The 15,703-nt window shown below is 70.6% G+C and carries 16 protein-coding genes and 1 pseudogene; 5 read left to right on the top strand and 12 right to left on the bottom strand.

Translation table 11 applies throughout. The features are described 5' to 3' along the window. Window positions 1–199: 199 nt before the first annotated feature. From F9B16_RS32735 to F9B16_RS32720, 4 genes are all read right to left on the bottom strand, one after another. The gene (locus F9B16_RS32735) at window positions 200–1,306 is read right to left on the bottom strand and encodes a DUF6801 domain-containing protein (RefSeq protein ID WP_151544095.1); all 1,107 of its coding nucleotides are present in this window, start codon (window positions 1,304–1,306) and stop codon (window positions 200–202) included. A gap of 181 nt (window positions 1,307–1,487) precedes the next feature. Continuing rightward, entirely contained in the window at window positions 1,488–4,103 is a 2,616-nt protein-coding gene (locus tag F9B16_RS32730) for a DUF6801 domain-containing protein (protein ID WP_151544094.1), read from the bottom strand. A 190-nt stretch (window positions 4,104–4,293) separates the two neighbouring features. Further along, window positions 4,294–4,920, bottom strand: a complete 627-nt coding sequence (locus F9B16_RS32725; RefSeq protein ID WP_151544093.1) for a hypothetical protein — start codon at window positions 4,918–4,920, stop codon at window positions 4,294–4,296. Between the two features lie 277 nt (window positions 4,921–5,197). Further along, the gene (locus tag F9B16_RS32720) at window positions 5,198–6,532 is read right to left on the bottom strand and encodes a DUF6801 domain-containing protein (protein ID WP_151544092.1); all 1,335 of its coding nucleotides are present in this window, start codon (window positions 6,530–6,532) and stop codon (window positions 5,198–5,200) included. Window positions 6,533–6,872: 340 nt separating this feature from the next. Between F9B16_RS32720 and F9B16_RS32715 the strand changes: the two genes are divergently transcribed. Continuing rightward, complete coding sequence (locus tag F9B16_RS32715; RefSeq protein ID WP_151544091.1) at window positions 6,873–7,301, top strand: hypothetical protein; 429 nt, start codon at window positions 6,873–6,875, stop codon at window positions 7,299–7,301. 6 nt (window positions 7,302–7,307) lie between these two features. On the opposite strand, the gene F9B16_RS32710 is transcribed toward F9B16_RS32715, so the two are convergent. Then, window positions 7,308–8,264: an alpha/beta hydrolase gene (locus tag F9B16_RS32710; protein WP_151544090.1), complete on the bottom strand. Its 957-nt coding sequence runs from the start codon at window positions 8,262–8,264 to the stop codon at window positions 7,308–7,310. Window positions 8,265–8,599: 335 nt separating this feature from the next. Between F9B16_RS32710 and F9B16_RS54370 the strand changes: the two are divergent. Beyond that, window positions 8,600–8,740: pseudogene (locus tag F9B16_RS54370) on the top strand (DivIVA domain-containing protein); the annotation flags it as partial. A 49-nt stretch (window positions 8,741–8,789) separates the two neighbouring features. On the opposite strand, the gene F9B16_RS32700 reads toward F9B16_RS54370, so the two are convergent. The 3 genes from F9B16_RS32700 to F9B16_RS32690 all read right to left on the bottom strand — a co-directional run bounded on the left by F9B16_RS32700 (window position 8,790) and on the right by F9B16_RS32690 (window position 11,516). Beyond that, window positions 8,790–9,914: a hypothetical protein gene (locus tag F9B16_RS32700; protein ID WP_151544089.1), complete on the bottom strand. Its 1,125-nt coding sequence runs from the start codon at window positions 9,912–9,914 to the stop codon at window positions 8,790–8,792. 155 nt (window positions 9,915–10,069) lie between these two features. After that, window positions 10,070–10,855, bottom strand: a complete 786-nt coding sequence (locus tag F9B16_RS32695; RefSeq protein WP_225992147.1) for a protein-L-isoaspartate O-methyltransferase family protein — start codon at window positions 10,853–10,855, stop codon at window positions 10,070–10,072. A gap of 238 nt (window positions 10,856–11,093) precedes the next feature. Next, complete coding sequence (locus F9B16_RS32690) at window positions 11,094–11,516, bottom strand: ATP-binding protein (protein WP_151544087.1); 423 nt, start codon at window positions 11,514–11,516, stop codon at window positions 11,094–11,096. Window positions 11,517–11,612: 96 nt separating this feature from the next. Here F9B16_RS32690 and F9B16_RS32685 point away from each other — a divergent pair, with 96 nt between their 5' ends. Beyond that, on the top strand, window positions 11,613–12,425 hold the full coding sequence (locus tag F9B16_RS32685; RefSeq protein WP_151544086.1) for a helix-turn-helix domain-containing protein: 813 nt from the start codon (window positions 11,613–11,615) through the stop codon (window positions 12,423–12,425). Further along, window positions 12,422–12,622 (top strand): DUF397 domain-containing protein, encoded by a 201-nt coding sequence (locus F9B16_RS32680; protein WP_151544085.1) that lies wholly within the window; start codon window positions 12,422–12,424, stop codon window positions 12,620–12,622. Before F9B16_RS32685 ends, F9B16_RS32680 begins: the two co-directional genes overlap by 4 nt. Before the next feature lie 35 nt (window positions 12,623–12,657). On the opposite strand, the gene F9B16_RS32675 is transcribed toward F9B16_RS32680, so the two are convergent. Together F9B16_RS32675 and F9B16_RS32670 are read right to left on the bottom strand one after the other, a co-directional pair. Further along, a complete protein-coding gene (locus F9B16_RS32675) occupies window positions 12,658–12,849 on the bottom strand; it encodes a hypothetical protein (RefSeq protein ID WP_225992146.1) in 192 nt (63 codons plus the stop codon). An 87-nt stretch (window positions 12,850–12,936) separates the two neighbouring features. Next, window positions 12,937–13,779 (bottom strand): hypothetical protein, encoded by an 843-nt coding sequence (locus F9B16_RS32670; protein ID WP_151544084.1) that lies wholly within the window; start codon window positions 13,777–13,779, stop codon window positions 12,937–12,939. Window positions 13,780–13,870: 91 nt separating this feature from the next. Here F9B16_RS32670 and F9B16_RS32665 point away from each other — a divergent pair, with 91 nt between their 5' ends. Next, entirely contained in the window at window positions 13,871–14,518 is a 648-nt protein-coding gene (locus F9B16_RS32665; RefSeq protein ID WP_151544083.1) for a hypothetical protein, read from the top strand. A 53-nt stretch (window positions 14,519–14,571) separates the two neighbouring features. Here the strand turns inward: F9B16_RS32665 and F9B16_RS51370 are convergent, their stop codons facing one another. Both F9B16_RS51370 and F9B16_RS32660 read right to left on the bottom strand, forming a co-directional pair. After that, entirely contained in the window at window positions 14,572–14,718 is a 147-nt protein-coding gene (locus F9B16_RS51370; RefSeq protein ID WP_192809101.1) for a hypothetical protein, read from the bottom strand. A 100-nt stretch (window positions 14,719–14,818) separates the two neighbouring features. Beyond that, window positions 14,819–15,535 (bottom strand): SDR family NAD(P)-dependent oxidoreductase, encoded by a 717-nt coding sequence (locus F9B16_RS32660; RefSeq protein ID WP_151544082.1) that lies wholly within the window; start codon window positions 15,533–15,535, stop codon window positions 14,819–14,821. Between the last annotated feature and the right edge of the window lie 168 nt (window positions 15,536–15,703).

Genomic DNA, 15,703 nt, shown 5'->3' with positions numbered 1-15,703 from the left:
AAGGCGTCGCCGGGCGGGGCGGGGTCGGACGCGGCGGCGGCGGGCCGGTCGGGCGCCGCCGCGGCGGTCCCGGCGGGACCTGCGGCCAGCGCCGCCACCGCGGCGAACGCGACCAGGAGACGTACATGGTGCATGCGGCATACACGTTGCATGCGGGGCGCGGGGAGCGCGCGGCGCGCGGGATCGGTGCGGACCTGCATCAGCCCTGCTCCTTCGGCGTGAGGGTCAGGTCGGCCGTGTTGCCGGGGCCGGCGGTGAACGAGCCGAGCAGCGGGGTCAGCGGGCCGCAGTCCTGGAGCGGGGGGAGTGTGAAGCCGGGGCTCGCGAGCCCGCCGCCGCGCGCCGGGTCGAAGGGGCCGCCGGAGGTCAGCGGGACGGTCGCGGGCCCGGCCGTCCGGCACTGGTCGCCGCCGCCGACGGGCAGCCCGAACACCTTGAACGACGCGACCCGCACGTCCAGCGCGGCGTCGGCGGAAAGCCCGTCGCCGGTCAGCCGGCCGGTGGTCGCGCCCGGCCGCCCGAACGCGACGTCCGCCGTGACGGGCAGGAACCCCCAGGCCTTGAGGTCGCCGGTGGCGGGGTCGAGGTCGAGGTCGCCGGTGACGTTCCCGGTGCCCGGGTCGATGTCGGCGCCGAGTGTGCCGTTCAGGGGGACGGTCCCGGCGCCCGCCTTGATGGCCGCCGTCCCCCGCACCGTGTAGTCGTGGTGGGTCGAGACAGGCGTGGAGTCGACGACGTCGAAGGTCGCGAGCACGTTGTCCTGGCCCGGGTCCTGCGTGCATTCGGACTCGAACGTGCCGAGCCCGGACGGGCCGCCGTCGCCGATCGTCGGCGTGAGCGTGAGCACCAGGTCGCCGACCCTGATCGTCCCCTTGCCGGTCTTGCGGAACGTCAGCGGGACGGTGGTGCCGCGCGCGTGGACGTCGAAGGCGCCCTCGGCGGGGACGGCGGTGGTGTCGAGTTTCGAGGTGACCGGCACCGGCAGGCCGGTCGGCACGTCCGGCACCGCGATGGACGCCTTGGCGAGCGCGGTCCCGTCGAGCTTCGCGGAGCCGACGGCGGCCAGGCCGCGCGTCGAGCCGGCGCTGACGGTGGAGACGGAGTCGACCGTGAAGCCCGGGACCTGCTGCCCGCTGACCACGGTCTTCGGGACGTCGGTGTCGATCTTGACGGTGAGCGGCTCGGGGCCGATCAGCGGGAACACGCAGTGGTAGTTCAGGGTCAGCGAGACCGGATCGGCGGCGGCGGGCGCCGCGGTCCCGGCGAGGGCGGCGGCACCGGACGCGAGCGCGACGGCGCACGCCACGGCCGTTCTCCTCGTGGCTCTCACTGCTGCCTCTCCTGCCGCTCGTCCTGCACGGGGCTCTCGTCCTGCGGGTGCTCGTCTCGCGCGGGGGTCTCGTCTCGCGCGGGGGGGTGGCCCCCGCCGCCGTCCCTGGTAGAGCGGCGGGGGCCGGAATCAGGACCGTTCGGTCACTGCCGGAGCATCACTTCTTCGGCGTGGCCTTCAGGTCGATCGTGTTCCCCGGGCCGGCGGCCAGCGCGCTGACGAGCGGGGTGAGGAAGCCGCAGCCGGTCAGGCTCGGCAGGGTGTAGCTGCCGGTGAGCGTCCCGCCGCCGGCGACGCTGAAGTTGGTGGACTTCAGCGGGATGTCGGCCGGGGCGCTCGTCTGGCAGGTGCTGCCGACGCCGAGGTCCATCCCGAACACCTTGATCGAGGGGATCTTGACGACGGTCTTGGTGTCGGTGCTCAGGGTGGAGCCCGACAGCGTGCCGGTCGTCTTGCCCTGCGGGGCGAAGGCGATGTCGGCGGTCGCCGGGATGAACCCGAACAGCGAGAACGTGCCGGTGGTCGGGTTCAGCGTCAGGTCCGCGGAGACCTTGCCGCTGCCGTCGACCGCGGCGTTGACCGCGCCGTTCAGCGCGACCTTGCCGTTCAGGCCCTTGATGGTCGACGACCCGGACAGCGTGTACGACGCGCCGCCGCCGCTCGGCTTGCCGGGCACGTTCACCGTGACCGGCGCGGACGCGGCGGACTCGTTGCCCGCGTTGTCCACGGCCGACACCGCGAACGTGTGGTCGCCCTGGGCCAGGCCGGAGACCTTGGTCGAGGTACCGGTGACCACGTCGGCGCCCTTCTTGCCGTCGACGGTCACGTAGTAGCCCTTGACGCCGGAGCCGCCGTCGTTGTCGGTGGACGCGCCCCAGGACAGCGCCACCGAACCGTCGTCGGACCCGGTGCCCTTGACGTTCGCCGGCACGGACGGAGCGGTCTGGTCGGGGCCGGGGCCCGTGGAGACCTTCACCGTGATCGGGGTGGACGCCTCGGACTCGTTGCCCGCGTTGTCCACCGCCGACACCGCAAAGGTGTGGTCACCGTCGGCCAGACCCGAAACGGTCGTGGACGTCCCCGTCACCAGGTCGCCCTTCTTACCGTCCACCGTCACGTAGTAGCCCTTGACGCCGGAGCCACCGTCGTTGTCGGTCGAGGCGTCCCAGGACACCGCCACCGAGCCACCGGTCGCCGCGCCCTTCACGTTCGCCGGCACGGACGGGGCGATCGTGTCGGGGCCGGGGCCGGTCGACACCTTCACCGTGACCGGAGCGGACGCGGCGGACTCGTTGCCCGCGTTGTCCACCGCCGACACCGCGAACGTGTGGTCACCGTCGGCCAGACCCGAAACGGTCGTGGACGTACCCGTCACCAGGTCGCCCTTCTTACCGTCCACCGTCACGTAGTAGCCCTTGACGCCGGAGCCACCGTCGTTGTCGGTGGAGGCGTCCCACTTCACGGCCACCGAGCCACCGGTCGCGGTACCGCTCACGTTCGCGGGCACCGACGGGGCGGTCGTGTCGACCGGCGGCGGCGTGCCGCCGTCCTTGATGGTGAAGCTGAACAGGGTGTTGTCCTGCCCGGACTTCAGGTGGCAGGTGAAGTCGCCGAGGTTCGCGGGGTTGCCGTCGGCGTCGTAGGTGGTGAAGTTCTGGATGTCGATGTCGTCCAGGGCGACCTTGCCGGCGCCGGTCTTGGTGAACGACAGCGCCGGGGCCTTGCCGGGCCCGTTGATGCTGACGGGGCCGGTCGCCGGGACGTTGGTCTTGTCCAGCTTGAGCGCCATCTGCAGCGGGACGGGGTTGGCCATCTCGGGCACAGTGATGGTCGGGTGCGCGAGGGCGGTCCCGTCCATCTGCACGGCGCCGAGCTGCTGGAGCCCGTTCTCGTTCACGTCGGCCGGAACGGTCGAGACCGACGTGACCTGGATGGCCTGGGAGATGAAGTCCTGCGTCGCGGTGTTGACCGGGACCTCGGTCGGGAAGTTCGACTTCACCTTGACCTGCAGGTCGCCGTCACCCACGAGCGGGTACGGGCAGGTGTAATCGAGCGTCTTCTCCGGCGAGCTGGGCAGGCCGGGGTCGAGCGTCTGCACCGGGTTCGGCGCCGGGTACTTGCCCGGGACCGGGTCCGGCTTCGGCGGGTTGGTCCCGTCGTCGATGAGGAACTGCTTCAGGACGTTGTTCTGCCCCGGCAGCTGCTTGCAGGACGCGTTGATCTGGCCGAGCCCGGTGGGCTTGCCGTCCGCGCCGAGCGGGGTGATCGCCAGGTCGAGGTTGCCGACCGTGATCTGCGCCCAGCCCGCCTTGTTGAACGTCAGCGGTACCTGCGTGCCGGTGGCGGTGATGTCGAACGGCCCCGAGTCGGGGACGTTCGCGTCGGCCAGCGTCATGTTCGGCTTCAGCGGCAGCCCGGTCGGGTACTGCGGCGCGACGAGCGACGCCTGCGCCTTCGCGGTGCCGGTCAGCTTCTTGGTGAGGGTCGTCCACAGGCCGAAGGTGGTGTCGCCGCTGACGGTCGACACCGCCTTGATGTTGATCGTGGGCGACGGGGTGTTCAGCGCGACCTTGTCCGGGATGTCGGTGGAGATCGCGACGTTGAGGTCCTGCTGCCCGATGAGCGGGTAGGTGCACTTGTACTTGAGGGTCAGGCCGGCGTCGGCGGACGCCGCCGGCGCGGCCACGATGCTCGCCATCGCGAGCATCAGGCCCGCCGTGGAGCCGAGGACCGTGCCGGTCCTGACTCTTCGGGAGATCTTGTTCGGTTTCACCTCGTACCTCTCGTGTGCGTGAGGTTGGGGGGCATGCCGGCCGCGGACGGGGTCCGCGGCGCGCGGTGACGGGTCCGCCCCCGCCGGCGGGGAGGCGGGGGCGACGCCGTGGGCCGGGCGCGGGGTGCGGCCTCCGCCCTGGTGCGGGCGGAGGGCCCGGCCCGCGCCCGCGGGTCAGGCGAGGGCGGGCCTACGCCTTGGCGGTGAGGTTCAGCGAGATCGTGTTGCCGGACCCGGCGGTGAAGAGGCTGAGGATCCCCGTCAGCGGGCCGCAGTTGTCGATCGAGGACAGCGTGTAGTCGTCGGTCTTGAGCGTGCCGCCCTTGGACGGGATGAACTTCCCGTCCGACTTGAGGACGATGTCCGACGGCTGGGTGGTCTGGCACTGGTCGCCGCCGCCGATCGGGATGGCCCCGAACACGTTGAACGAGCCGAGCTTGACGAACATCTTGGAGTCCGTCGTGAGCTCGCTGTTGGCGTAGGTGCCGGTGGTCTTGCCCTGCTGGACGAAGGCGACGTCCGCGGTCACCGGCAGGATGCCGAGGATCTGGAAGCTGCCCTTGGTCGGGTTCAGCGTCAGGTCCGCCGTGACGTTGTCGGCGGGCTTGGTGACGTCGAGGTCGGCCTCGACGCCGCCGGTGAGGTCGGTGGTGCCGTTCGGCGCCTTGATGAACGACGACCCCTTCAGGTCGAAGGAGTAGTGGATCGGCGCGGCGGCCGAGGCCGGCATGGCCGACGCGATGGCGGCGGCGCTCAGCGCGACGGCCGCGCCGGCGAGCATCCCGCCTCTGCGCCGGCTGTTCTTCGTGGTCTTCACTGGTACCTCTCGATTCTCTGAAACACGGCTATCCGATGTGCTGCTCACCCCCGATGCCGCATCACCTCCTGAGAACCGTTTCCATTGCGTTTCGCCGGTAAGTTACTCGTCGCGAACCGCATTCGTCATCGGACGCCGATGACAAATTCTGAGACGTTTCAATCGCTGCCTTACGCGGCCTTTATTGTCGAGTGACAACGCTCACACACACGTGCTGACCAGGCATGACGCAGGTATTTCGGGCATGCCTGACCCCTGCCGCCGCGCCGGACGGCCGTTATCGCTTCAGTTCTGGCATTGCCGGCGGGCAGGTCGCGGGCGCCCGGCCGCAGATCGTTCCCTGGCTGACCTTCAGATAGTTTCCGGGCCCGGAGACCGAGCCGGTGAAGAGCGGATCCAGGTTCTCTTTCGATCCGCATCCCCGGAAAGGCGGGATCTCGAAGGAACCGTCGAGGACGCCGCCCTTGACGATGTTGGTGATGTCGGCTCCGGGCGCGTCGCCGAGCTCGATGTCGGCGGGCCGGCTGGACCGGCACCGCGCGCCGACGTCCAGCGGCGTCCCGTTGACCTTCACGTCGTACAGCCGGATCGTGACCCGCATCCTGGTCTGGACGTGCTGCCGGGTCTGGCCCTTCACGTACGGCGCCGAGTTCTCCGTGCCGAGGCCGACCTGCTCCATCTCCATGGTGGCCGTCGTGGGCATGAAGCCGAACGTCAGGAAGCTCGCCTTCGAGCGCAGCGGCTCGTGGAAGCGGAAGCGGACGTCCGTCCCGGTCCCGGTCGGCAGGTTCGGGACGATGTTGTACTCGACGTTCGTCAGCGCGGGGGCCGGGTCCGCCGGGTCATTGAGGACGGTGGCGCCGCCGAGCTTGCGCACGTTCGCGAAGCCGTTCATGTAGACGCAGCCGGAGATCAGCCATCCGGGCTCCTTGAGGTCCTGGCAGCCCGGCGGGGACTGGCCGGGCGGCACCGCCGCGGTGCTCTTCGGGGGTTGCGCGGGGCCGGGGGCGGCGCCGTCCGCCGCGATCGGGACCGCCGCGAGGACACCGGCCTGCCCCTGCGCGGGCGTGCAGGCGACCGGGCTCTCCGTGGTGCCGTCGGCGGGCGCGGGTGCGGGCGCCAAGCCGAGGTCGAGTCCGCCGAGGCCGAACGTGAGGGTGCCGGTGCGCCCGGCCGTCACGGCCTCAGGCTGGCCGGACGCGGTGAGGGTCACGTCCCCGTCGCCCGGGACGTCCGCGGGGTCGACGGTGAACGCGGGCCAGGCGGCCTTGGCGACCGTCCCGTTCTGCGTGGTCTGCGCCGCGACCTGCACGGTCCCGCCGACCTTGGCGGCGTCGAGGTCGGCGAGCGCGGCGCGCGGGACGGTCAGCGTCGCCGTGACCTTCCCCGGCCGCACCTGCCCGCCCGGCGCCGCCGACGCGGGGAACGCGGCCCGGTACCGGACGTCCACGTGCTGCGGCCCGGCGGGGAACGCGCACTGGTACGCCACGGTGAGGTCGGCGTTCTGGGTGCCCGTGTCGGCGGCTCCGGCGCCGCCGAGCCCGGCGGCGAGCAGCGCGCCGGCCCCGGCCGTCGCCAGCAGGCGGCCGGCCCGGCGTGCGCGAACACTCATCTCTCGACCACCCATCGGAAATCGTCCGTGCGGCCCGGCCGGCGGTCGCATTCCGCACCGGTCACGAGCCTGGCACCGGATGGGACCATGAAAGAACGCACCGGCACAAGACGGCCCGGAAAATTGCTCACCCGGCGAGCAAGGAATACTCTTCTTCATACTCCGGTGAGCAGTGACCGACCTTCGGAAATGCTTGTCAACCGGCTGACAAGCGGGCGCTCACATACTTTATCCGAGTGATAACGCATGCTCTTCCGGGCGGACGATAATGGCTTTTCTCCCGGCCGCCGCGCGGCCCGGGACCGCCGACGTCTCATCGGAAGGACCCGAGGTGAAGCCGATGCCAGCTCGTACCGGGCCGGCGGCGCTGCTGCTCGCCGCGACGCTGCTGCTCACCGCCGGCTGCGGCGGCGGGGACGGCGATGGCGGCGGCGCCGCGTCCGCGCCGCCGCCGGTCTCCCTCGGTTCCCCCACCGCGCCGGACGGCTCGGCGTCGCCGGGCGCCAGCACCGCGCCGGCGCCCACGCAGACGCCGACCGGCACCGCGCCCGCCTCCCCGCCCGCGGCGCCCAAGCCCGGCCCCAAGGTGACCAGGCCGACGACCGCGCCGTCCAAGACCGTCACCGCGTTCGCCCGGTGCATGCGCGCGCACGGCGTCGACGTCCCCGACGACGTCAGCGCATGGACGCCCCCGCCGGGCGCCGACAAGACCAAGACCCAGACCGCCCTGCTGGCCTGCATGAAGGCGTTCCAGACAGCGGGGACGTGACGCCCGTCAGGCGGCGGTGCCGGTAGCCCGCGGGGTCGCGGAGCGGACGAAGGCGGCCACCTCGTCGATGGCCTGGTGGCCTTCGGGGACGGCGCCGGCGAAAGCGGCGAAGACGTGTACCTGGTTCTCCCAGATCTGCAGGCGGTGCGGGACGCCGGCGAGCGCGAGCCGTTCCGTCATGAGCTCCGCGTCGTAGCGGAGCGCCTCGCGGGAGCCCGCGACGATGAAGACCGGCGGCAGGCCCCGGAGGTCGCGGTCGCACGGGGACGGCAGCGGGCCGGGGTCCATCCCGGCGAGGAGGAGGCGGTTCAGCTTCTTCAGGCGGTGGACCGGCACGTAGGCGTCGCGGCGGGTGAACTCGTAGGACGCGCGGCCCTCGTGGTCGAGGTCCACCAGCGGCGACAGCGCGACGATCCCGGCCGGTCTCGGCAGGCCGTTCTCCATGGCGGTGAGGACGGTGGTGAAGGCGAGGAAGCCGCCCGCCGAGTCGCCCGCGATGACGATGTCATGCGGAGCGAACCCCTGTTCAAGGAGCCATGCGTAAGCATTGAGCGCGTCCGCCATCGAGATCGCGAGGGACGACCCGGGAAGCTGCCGGTAGGCGACGGAAAAGGCGACGCCGCCGGACCGGGCCGCGATCCTCGCCACCAGACCGCGGTGGGTGCGCAGGCCGCAGCAGAAGAAGCCGCCGCCATGCAGGTACAGGACGACGCGGCCTGGATCGGCGCCCTCGGGGCGGATCCACTCGCCGTGGAAGCCGTCCAGGTCGACGCGTTCGACGCGGGTGCCGCGGGCCGGGCGCATCAGCAGCGGGGCCGCCCAATCCAGCACGACGGCGAGGCGCAGCATGAACCGGGTCAGCGGGCTGTAGAAGAACACCGGCCGGACGAACACCTTCATGAACAACGCGAACCTGCGCGCCTTCCCGCTGGTGCCGGGACGATGCTCGATAACACGTTCCATTCGGACTCCTCAGCGCGGGGCGTACCCAACCGACCGCCCGGAAAATGGACGCAGCGCAGCGTACAGCAGGAATCTCCGCGTCCTGGAAAATGCTCACCCGGGTTCAAGAAATCGGTTCGGAATCAGCACCCTTGCAACACCTTCGAGGAAACGCTCGCCCCGCCCGCGGCGGCCTGTGTTAAGTGGTGCGCATGGGCAAGAAGAGACCGGCGTGGCAGAGCCGGCCGACCGGCTTCGGCGGCGGCGCGAGCGGCCCGGGAGCCGTGGGCGGCGCGAGCGGCCCGGGAGCCGTGGGCGGCGTGGGCGGCGCGGGCGGCGCGGGCGGCGAGCGGCGGATCACCCCGGAGACCGTCCGGAACCGGAAGTTCGCGACGACCCGCCTCACGCAGGGGTACGCGGTCGAGGAGGTCGACGCGTTCCTCGACGAGGTGACCAACGAGCTGGCGCGGCTGATCCGGGAGCGCGACGAGGCGCGGGCCGCCGCCCGGTGGCCGCCCCGCGAGGGACGGTTCCCCTGACCGGTGCTCAGGCCCGGTCGCCCCGTCCGGTGGCCTCGTTCCGCATGGCCGCGTACCGCATCGCCGCCGCGCTGCGCGGCACCGCCGGCCGCGGCTCGGCGCCCCGCGACGGCTCCGGCTCGACGACCGGGGCGGACAGCATCGGCGCCCAGCCGGGCTCGACGGCGCCCCGCTCGCGCAGCGGAGCGAACGGCGTCTGCGCGGGCGCGACGGCCTCCGGCGCCGGCTCCTCCACGGGATCCTCCCGCTCGTGCCGCGGGATCAGGAACACCGACGCCGCCGCGAGCACCAGGCCCACCGCCGACAGCAGGAACGTGCGCGGCGTCCCCGGCCACGGCTGCCCGTACACCATGATCCCGCCGAGCCACAGCGACGCCTTCGACCCGACCGCCAGCATGATGATCACCACGGACAGCCGGCAGCGCTGCAGCCCGATCTGCGCCAGGCCCGCGCCGAGCAGTCCCGCGACGACGACGATGTACGGGTGCGGCGTCCGGAGCGCCTCCGGCCAGGCCGCCAGGTCGTGCCGCAGGATCCGGGCGAGGGCCGCGCCGGAGCTCTCCGCGCACCCGACGAGCACCCCCGCCCCCAGCCCGAACGCGACGCCCGTGACGCGCTTGGCGTGCCGCCCGTCCACCGGGCTGTCGCGCACGACGAACAGCCACAGCGGGAACAGCAGCGACGGGCCGATGAGCAGGCCGACCTTCCACAGCGGCGCGTGGGGGTCCCACGGCCCGGCCGGCCCGGCGTGGACCGTGCCGCGCAGCAGCCCGCCCGCGGCGGCGAACGCCAGCAGTGCCAGGACGAGCACCGCCAGCGCGCCCAGCTCGCCGGACGTCACGCGCTCCCGGAAGTTCGTGACCGCGATGAGCAGCAGCACGACCATGACCGGCCCGTACATCGGCACCACCGCGCTGACCGGGATCCGCGCCAGCACGATGCTCTGCACGACCATCCCGCCGATCAGCAGCGCCAGCCCGGCGAGCCAGGCCGGGCTGGACGCCAGCGTCCAGGTCGTGTGCAGGAACCGGGACCCGGTGAGCCGCGGCATCCGCCGCCCCGTGACCTTGAAGACCGTGAAACCCGCGACATAGGCGACCGGTGCCACCGTGGCCAGAGCAAGCGCCCCCATGGCCGCTCCTTAGAGTGAGGCCGATATTCGGCCAGTGTGCTTGTTAACACAGGGTTCTCACAAGGGAGCCGCCCGCGAAATCGCCGCCACAGCGGAATCCACTCCGCTTTTTATAAGAAAGCGATAAAACCCCCGGGCGGGCCCGGGGGTTCCGTTCAGCGGACGACCGTGCCTGGCTCGTCGAGCCACACGCTCTGCCCGTCCGGCCGCACCGTGATCCCGTACCGGGACACGTCCGGCTCCCCGGCCGCCTCCCACCGCTCCCTGGTCTCGTGAAGGACCGTCTGCGGCAGGCGCTGGCCGTGCAGCGGCATGAACCAGGACGGCTCGGTGAACCGCCCTTCGGCGGTGCCGTCCGTCCCGACCGTGAGCACGGCCAGCGGCCCGTCCGGATGGAACGTCGCCGCCCACGGCACCACGATCAGCCCGCCCGGCTTGGTCTGCTCGACCCAGGCATACGGGACGGTATGCGCCGCTGCCGTGGCGATCACCCGGTCGAACGGCGCATGGGACGGCGCTCCGGCCTCCCCGTCCCCGCTGATCACGACCACGCCGGGAAGCCCGGCCGCCCGCAGCGCGCCCCGCGCATGCTCGGCGACCTCTGGATCGACCTCGACCGTCACGACGAAGGCCCCCAGCTCCGCGAGGCACGCGGCGTTGTATCCGGTCCCGGTGCCGATCTCCAGCACGCGCATGTCGCTCTCGACGCAGAGCGCCGCGATCATCCGCGCCATCATCGACGGCCCCGTCGATGATGACGTGGGCCACATCCCGTCCTTCACCTTCGTGGCGATCGGCTCGTCCGCCGCCACGACCCGCTCCCACTCCTCCGGCTCGTCGGCCCGCGTGAGCGTCACGAAACGGCCGTCCCGCACCACCCACACCGTTTCCGGAATGAAGAGGCGCCGATCGACGGACGGCAGCCCCGGAAAGGCGCTCACGCCTTCCCGGTCCCATTGCAGGATCCGCACGGGATCTTCTGGCTCTTGCTGTCGAGGTTGACCTCAGTAAATCCCTTGCCGCCACAGGCCCCGCAGGCCTGCGGACTTCCGTGCTTTCCCATCTATCGGCTCCTTCGCTGTTTTCCGGAATGAGGCCCGCCCGCCCGGCGATGCGGGGGGAACAGGCGGCCGCCCCTGGGGGACACGGGCGGCGCCGGCCCGCCGGACGGGCGGGGGTCTACAGGGCCAGCCGCGCCCAGACGACTTTGCCCGGGCCCCCGGCCATGTGGCGGTAGCCGCAGCCACCCGATGCGAGGAACTGAACCATCATCAGGCCCCGCCCGTCCTCGGCTTCGAAATCCGCCTCCGGGACGACCGGCGGCGCGTGCGACGGGTCCCACACCCGGAACTCGATGGCGTCGCCCAGCCGCGTCACCCACGCCTGGACCTCGTGCCCCTCGACCGCGTGCACCACGGCGTTCGTCGCCAGCTCGGACATGATCGTCCGCCCGACGTAGTCGTGCTGCGGAAGCCCCCACTCCTCGCACGCCTGCGTGACGAGCGAGCGCGTCAGATACACGCTCTCCGGATAGGCGTGCCACCGAAGCGTGAACTCACCCCGCGAACACGAATTACCCCACATGCCCGAATTGCCGTTCATCACACCCACCTTTCACGGCCGAACCCGCCCACACTTTGCCGCCGCCGATTAAGCTTGTCGCGTTTCCTTCAGGAATTCCAAGATTAAGGATCTTGAATGCCGAAGATCGACAACCTCAACCCCGACCACAACCCCTGGCACTGGATGGCTGTTGACCTGCGGATATGGCGCCTAGAGCGAAACCTTTCCCAGACCGAGCTGGGTGAGATCCTGAGAGTCGACGGCTCCACGGTTTCGAACTATGAATCGGGCACATCGAAAGTGCCACTAGAGAAGGCCGAAATTCTTGACCAGCTTTGGCGCACTCGCGGCCACTTCGCCCGACTTCGCCGCTATGCCGAGGCAGCGCATGACCCGAACTGGTTCAACGCATATACCAAGTACGAAGAACGGGCTGACGCCATCAATGTGTACTCAGCCCTCGTGATCCATGCGCTCTTTCAGACCGAGGAGTACGCCCGTGCGCTGATCGAGGGCGCGCAGATGGTCGACGACGTCGAGGGAACACTCTCGGCGCGCATGGCACGTCAAGCGGTTTGGAGCCGCTTCGAACCACCTGAGATGCGGCTCTTTGTACGGCAATCAGTGCTCGAAGACCCGGTGGGAGGCCCCGAGGTGATGCGTGCGCAGCTCGGCCACCTACTTGAGCTGAGCCATCGCAAGGGGACCGTCGTGCGAGCGCTCCCCAAAGCCAAGGCAGCACATGCCGGGGTGGACGGCTCGTTCACGATCTTGAGAATAGGGCAGGGAGAACATGCCTGGTCGGCGGCTGTGGGTGGCGGCCGACTCGTATCGGACCCGGAGCTGATCAGGGACTACAGACTACGGTATGAGCTGATAGGGGATGATTCTCTGTCTCGAGACTCCACTCGGAGTCTCCTGCGCGACTTGATGGAGGCCATGAAGTGAGCGATCCCGTTTGGCGCAAATCCAGCCGCAGCGGTTCGGGCGCTGGCGGAGGTCAGGACTGTGTTGAAATCGCCTTCCTCGCAGGTGGACGGGGGATCCGGGACAGTAAGGCTCCGGACGCCGGTCACCTCGTGATCTCCCCCGACGACTTCGCCCAGCTCATCTACAGGGTGAAGCGCGGGGACCTCAACATCTAACCCCTGCGCCTAACGCGCGCCGCCTCGCCTTCGACCTACCGTTCAAACGGACAGGCCAAAGGCGAGGCCCGTCCCGGGCGGGCCTTGTGAAGTTCCTTGAGGTGGTGGCCGGCGACGTAGGCGTCCAGTTCGGCGCGCGCGCGAGCCTGCCGCTTGGGCTCGGCCAGTTCCGGGTTGCGGCGGTGCGCTTCGGCCTTGATGTCCTGCCAGCGGCGTCCGGTGCTCATCGTCCGGCCTCCTTGTCCTCCACAGCCCGGTGCTACGCGTAGCGGCCTCGGGCCAGCGCGATGGCCTCGTCGCCGATGCCCGGGGCGTCAGGAACCAGGGAGGAGCTCGATGCGCATACTGTCGCTTTCCTTGAGCAGGTAGGTGGCGTTCACGTCGGGACGCCACCCGACCGGCAGGACGTAATACCGTCCGGCGCGGCCGATCAGGAGCCGCAGCCCCTGGTAGCGCTGCGCGTACATGTTCCCTTTCGGTAGCTGCTCGGCCGTCACCCCAGGCCCGGACAGGGCGAGGGGCTTCGTGGTGTAGACGACCACTGCGGTGCGCGTCTGGAGGTCCCTGGCGATCTCGTGCGCCTCGGCGGTCCCCTTGTCCTTCGCGTACACGCCGGCCGCCCACAGCGCGCAGGCGGCCGCCGTGATCAGCCCCACCGCGTACGCCCCCGTTCCGGCCGACTGGGTGAGCAGGAGGGCACCGGCCGCCGTCAACGCCAGCGTCAGGTAGAGGCTGTCGGTGACCCTGGCCACTGACAGGAGCACCAGCACGCCGGCCGCGAGAAGCAGCACAAGCCCGGCCCGCTGCCGCCCTAGGGGGTCGCCGACCAGGGCCGCCGCCCGGCGCAGCGGTCTCCGAACGAAGCCGGGCACCGCCCGCTCGGGTACCAGTTCCGTCAGCCGCAACTGGGGAAGTCCGGTGACGACCAGCCAGATGACGGCTCCGAACACCAACGCGGAGGAGAAGACCGTCCCGGCACTGCGCAGCACGTACTCGGTGGGACCGATCTCCAAATCGAGCGGATTGACGCGAAAGTATCCGTAAACAGCGTTGGTGTAGCACCAGCCCATGTAGAACAGCGCCCCCACGGCGAGCGAGATGTTGGCCGTGATCACCCCGACGACCCGCTCGGCCCCGACCCTGGCTTCACCCGCCATGGAGCCCCCTTGATCCCTAAGGCTTTCGCCTAGTGCAAGCAAAGCCCGCTGGGTATTCTAGACATACGGGGACTTGAAAATGGGGGCGTTCATGCCGCAGAGCACCCGTGCGATCGGGTTCGTCATGGTCGCCATTCTGGTAGCCTCCTGCGGCTCCACCGGCAAGGACGAACCGACGAGCCGGGGCCCGGACGCGGGGAGAGCCTCCTCCGCCGGTCCGGCCAGTCAGGCAGGCTCCTGCGGGCCGGCCATCGGTGGCGACGAGGTGCCGCCGGCCTGTGCGAGTCCCCGGCCATCGTCCGGGACGGCACCGCCCAGAGTGATAGCCGGTCCGATCACCGTCCAGCCCGGCATTGGTGAGTATTGGATCAACGTGGCGGTGACGGGAACGGGCGGGATTCTCCTCGAGGGCGGCACGAATACGACGGCCGATATTCCCAGTTCCGGAACCTGCTACAACTCCTGCCGCTATCTGGTGAACGGCGCGACCCCGGTGACCTTGACCCCTACCGACGGCCATACCGTCTACGATCCCTCCACCCAGCAGAGCCTCTGGACAGGCCCGTGTGCGGGACGAGACGGCCGGACGACCTGCGAGTTCGAGATCGCGATAGGCGTGAACACCGACATGAGCTTCTCCCTGCGTGCCGCCACCCGCGATCCTGAGCCGGTCGGCCCGACGACCCCCCGCCCTACGGAGTCGCCAACCGAAGAGACGCCCAGCCCAGAGTCCACCTGATGACGAGTCTCGCGGTCGCGGTTCTTATTGGGGTCGTCCGCGTTTCGCCGGGTTCAGGGCATCAGGTCGGGGCGTGACGGGACGCCCAGGCCCACGTGGGGCGTCCACATTCGGAGCGCCAGCACGTACAGGCCGAGGATGAGGACCGGTGCCAGCCACCGGGAGAGCCGTGTCCGGTTGGCCGGCATGGTCAGGAGCACCAGCGCGGGCGTCGCCGATGCGGCAAAGACCGCCGAGGAACCATGCGCACGTGCCCACAACGTATACCGTCGCTCGGGGCCTCGGGCGAGTCGCCGGTGATCAGGTCACGGGTGCCGGTTGCGCGAACCGGCGCTCGAGCACCTTGGCCGCGCCGTCGCGCCAGAGAGCCGCAACGGACGCCGAGGTGGGATCGGGGAAGATGTCCTCTTCTCCGGCGTCGATCGCGTCGAAGACGGCGTGCGCGACCGATTCCGGGGACGCCTTCGGTACGTCGGCGCCCCGGGTCATGTCGGTGTCGACCGGGCCCGGCAGGACGGCATGCACCCGTACGCCCAGCCCGGCCACCTGCGCGCGAAGCGACTGGGTCATGGAGAACGCGGCCGCCTTCGAGACGGAGTACGCCGGGATGACGAACGGCAGAGGGGCGAGGGAGTTCACCGAGAGGATGTTCACGACGGCCCCGCCGGACCGGATCACCGCCGGCAGGAAGGCCCGGGTCACGGCGCTGGTGCCGAAGAGGTTGACGGCCAGATGGCGTTCGAGCACGGCGGGGTCGGTCAGGTCGTCGGGCAGCGCGATGCCGGCATTGTTGATCAGCATGTCCAGCGACCCGATCCGGTCGGCGGCCGCCTGGATCTGCGCCGTGCTGGTGACGTCCAGGTCCAGCGGCGTCACCCGGTCGTCCGGGTGGGCGAGCGGCCGGCGGGTCCCGGCGTACACCCGGGCGGCGCCCCTCGCCAGGGCCTCGTCCGCCAGCGCCCGGCCGATGCCGCGGTTGGCCCCGGTCACCAGGACCGTCCTGTCCTTCAGGGTCATGCCCGGTGCTCCTGTCGTTCCGGTGTGATCGGGTCGTCGTCAGGGGACGAGGGGCGGCTTGCCGACGGTGGCGGGGATGCTCACGGCGGCCGTCCCCCTTGTTTGTTTATCGACCGACAAACAAACCCTGGCACGACCGTCCCGGCGGGGTCAAGGTAAAGTTGGTCG

Origin of the sequence: Actinomadura montaniterrae, assembly GCF_008923365.1 — a bacterium.
Taxonomy (GTDB): Bacteria; Actinomycetota; Actinomycetes; order Streptosporangiales; family Streptosporangiaceae; genus Spirillospora; species Spirillospora montaniterrae.
The sequence above is the reverse complement of the archived record's forward strand: the minus strand, read 5'-3'. Positions and strand labels throughout refer to the sequence as shown.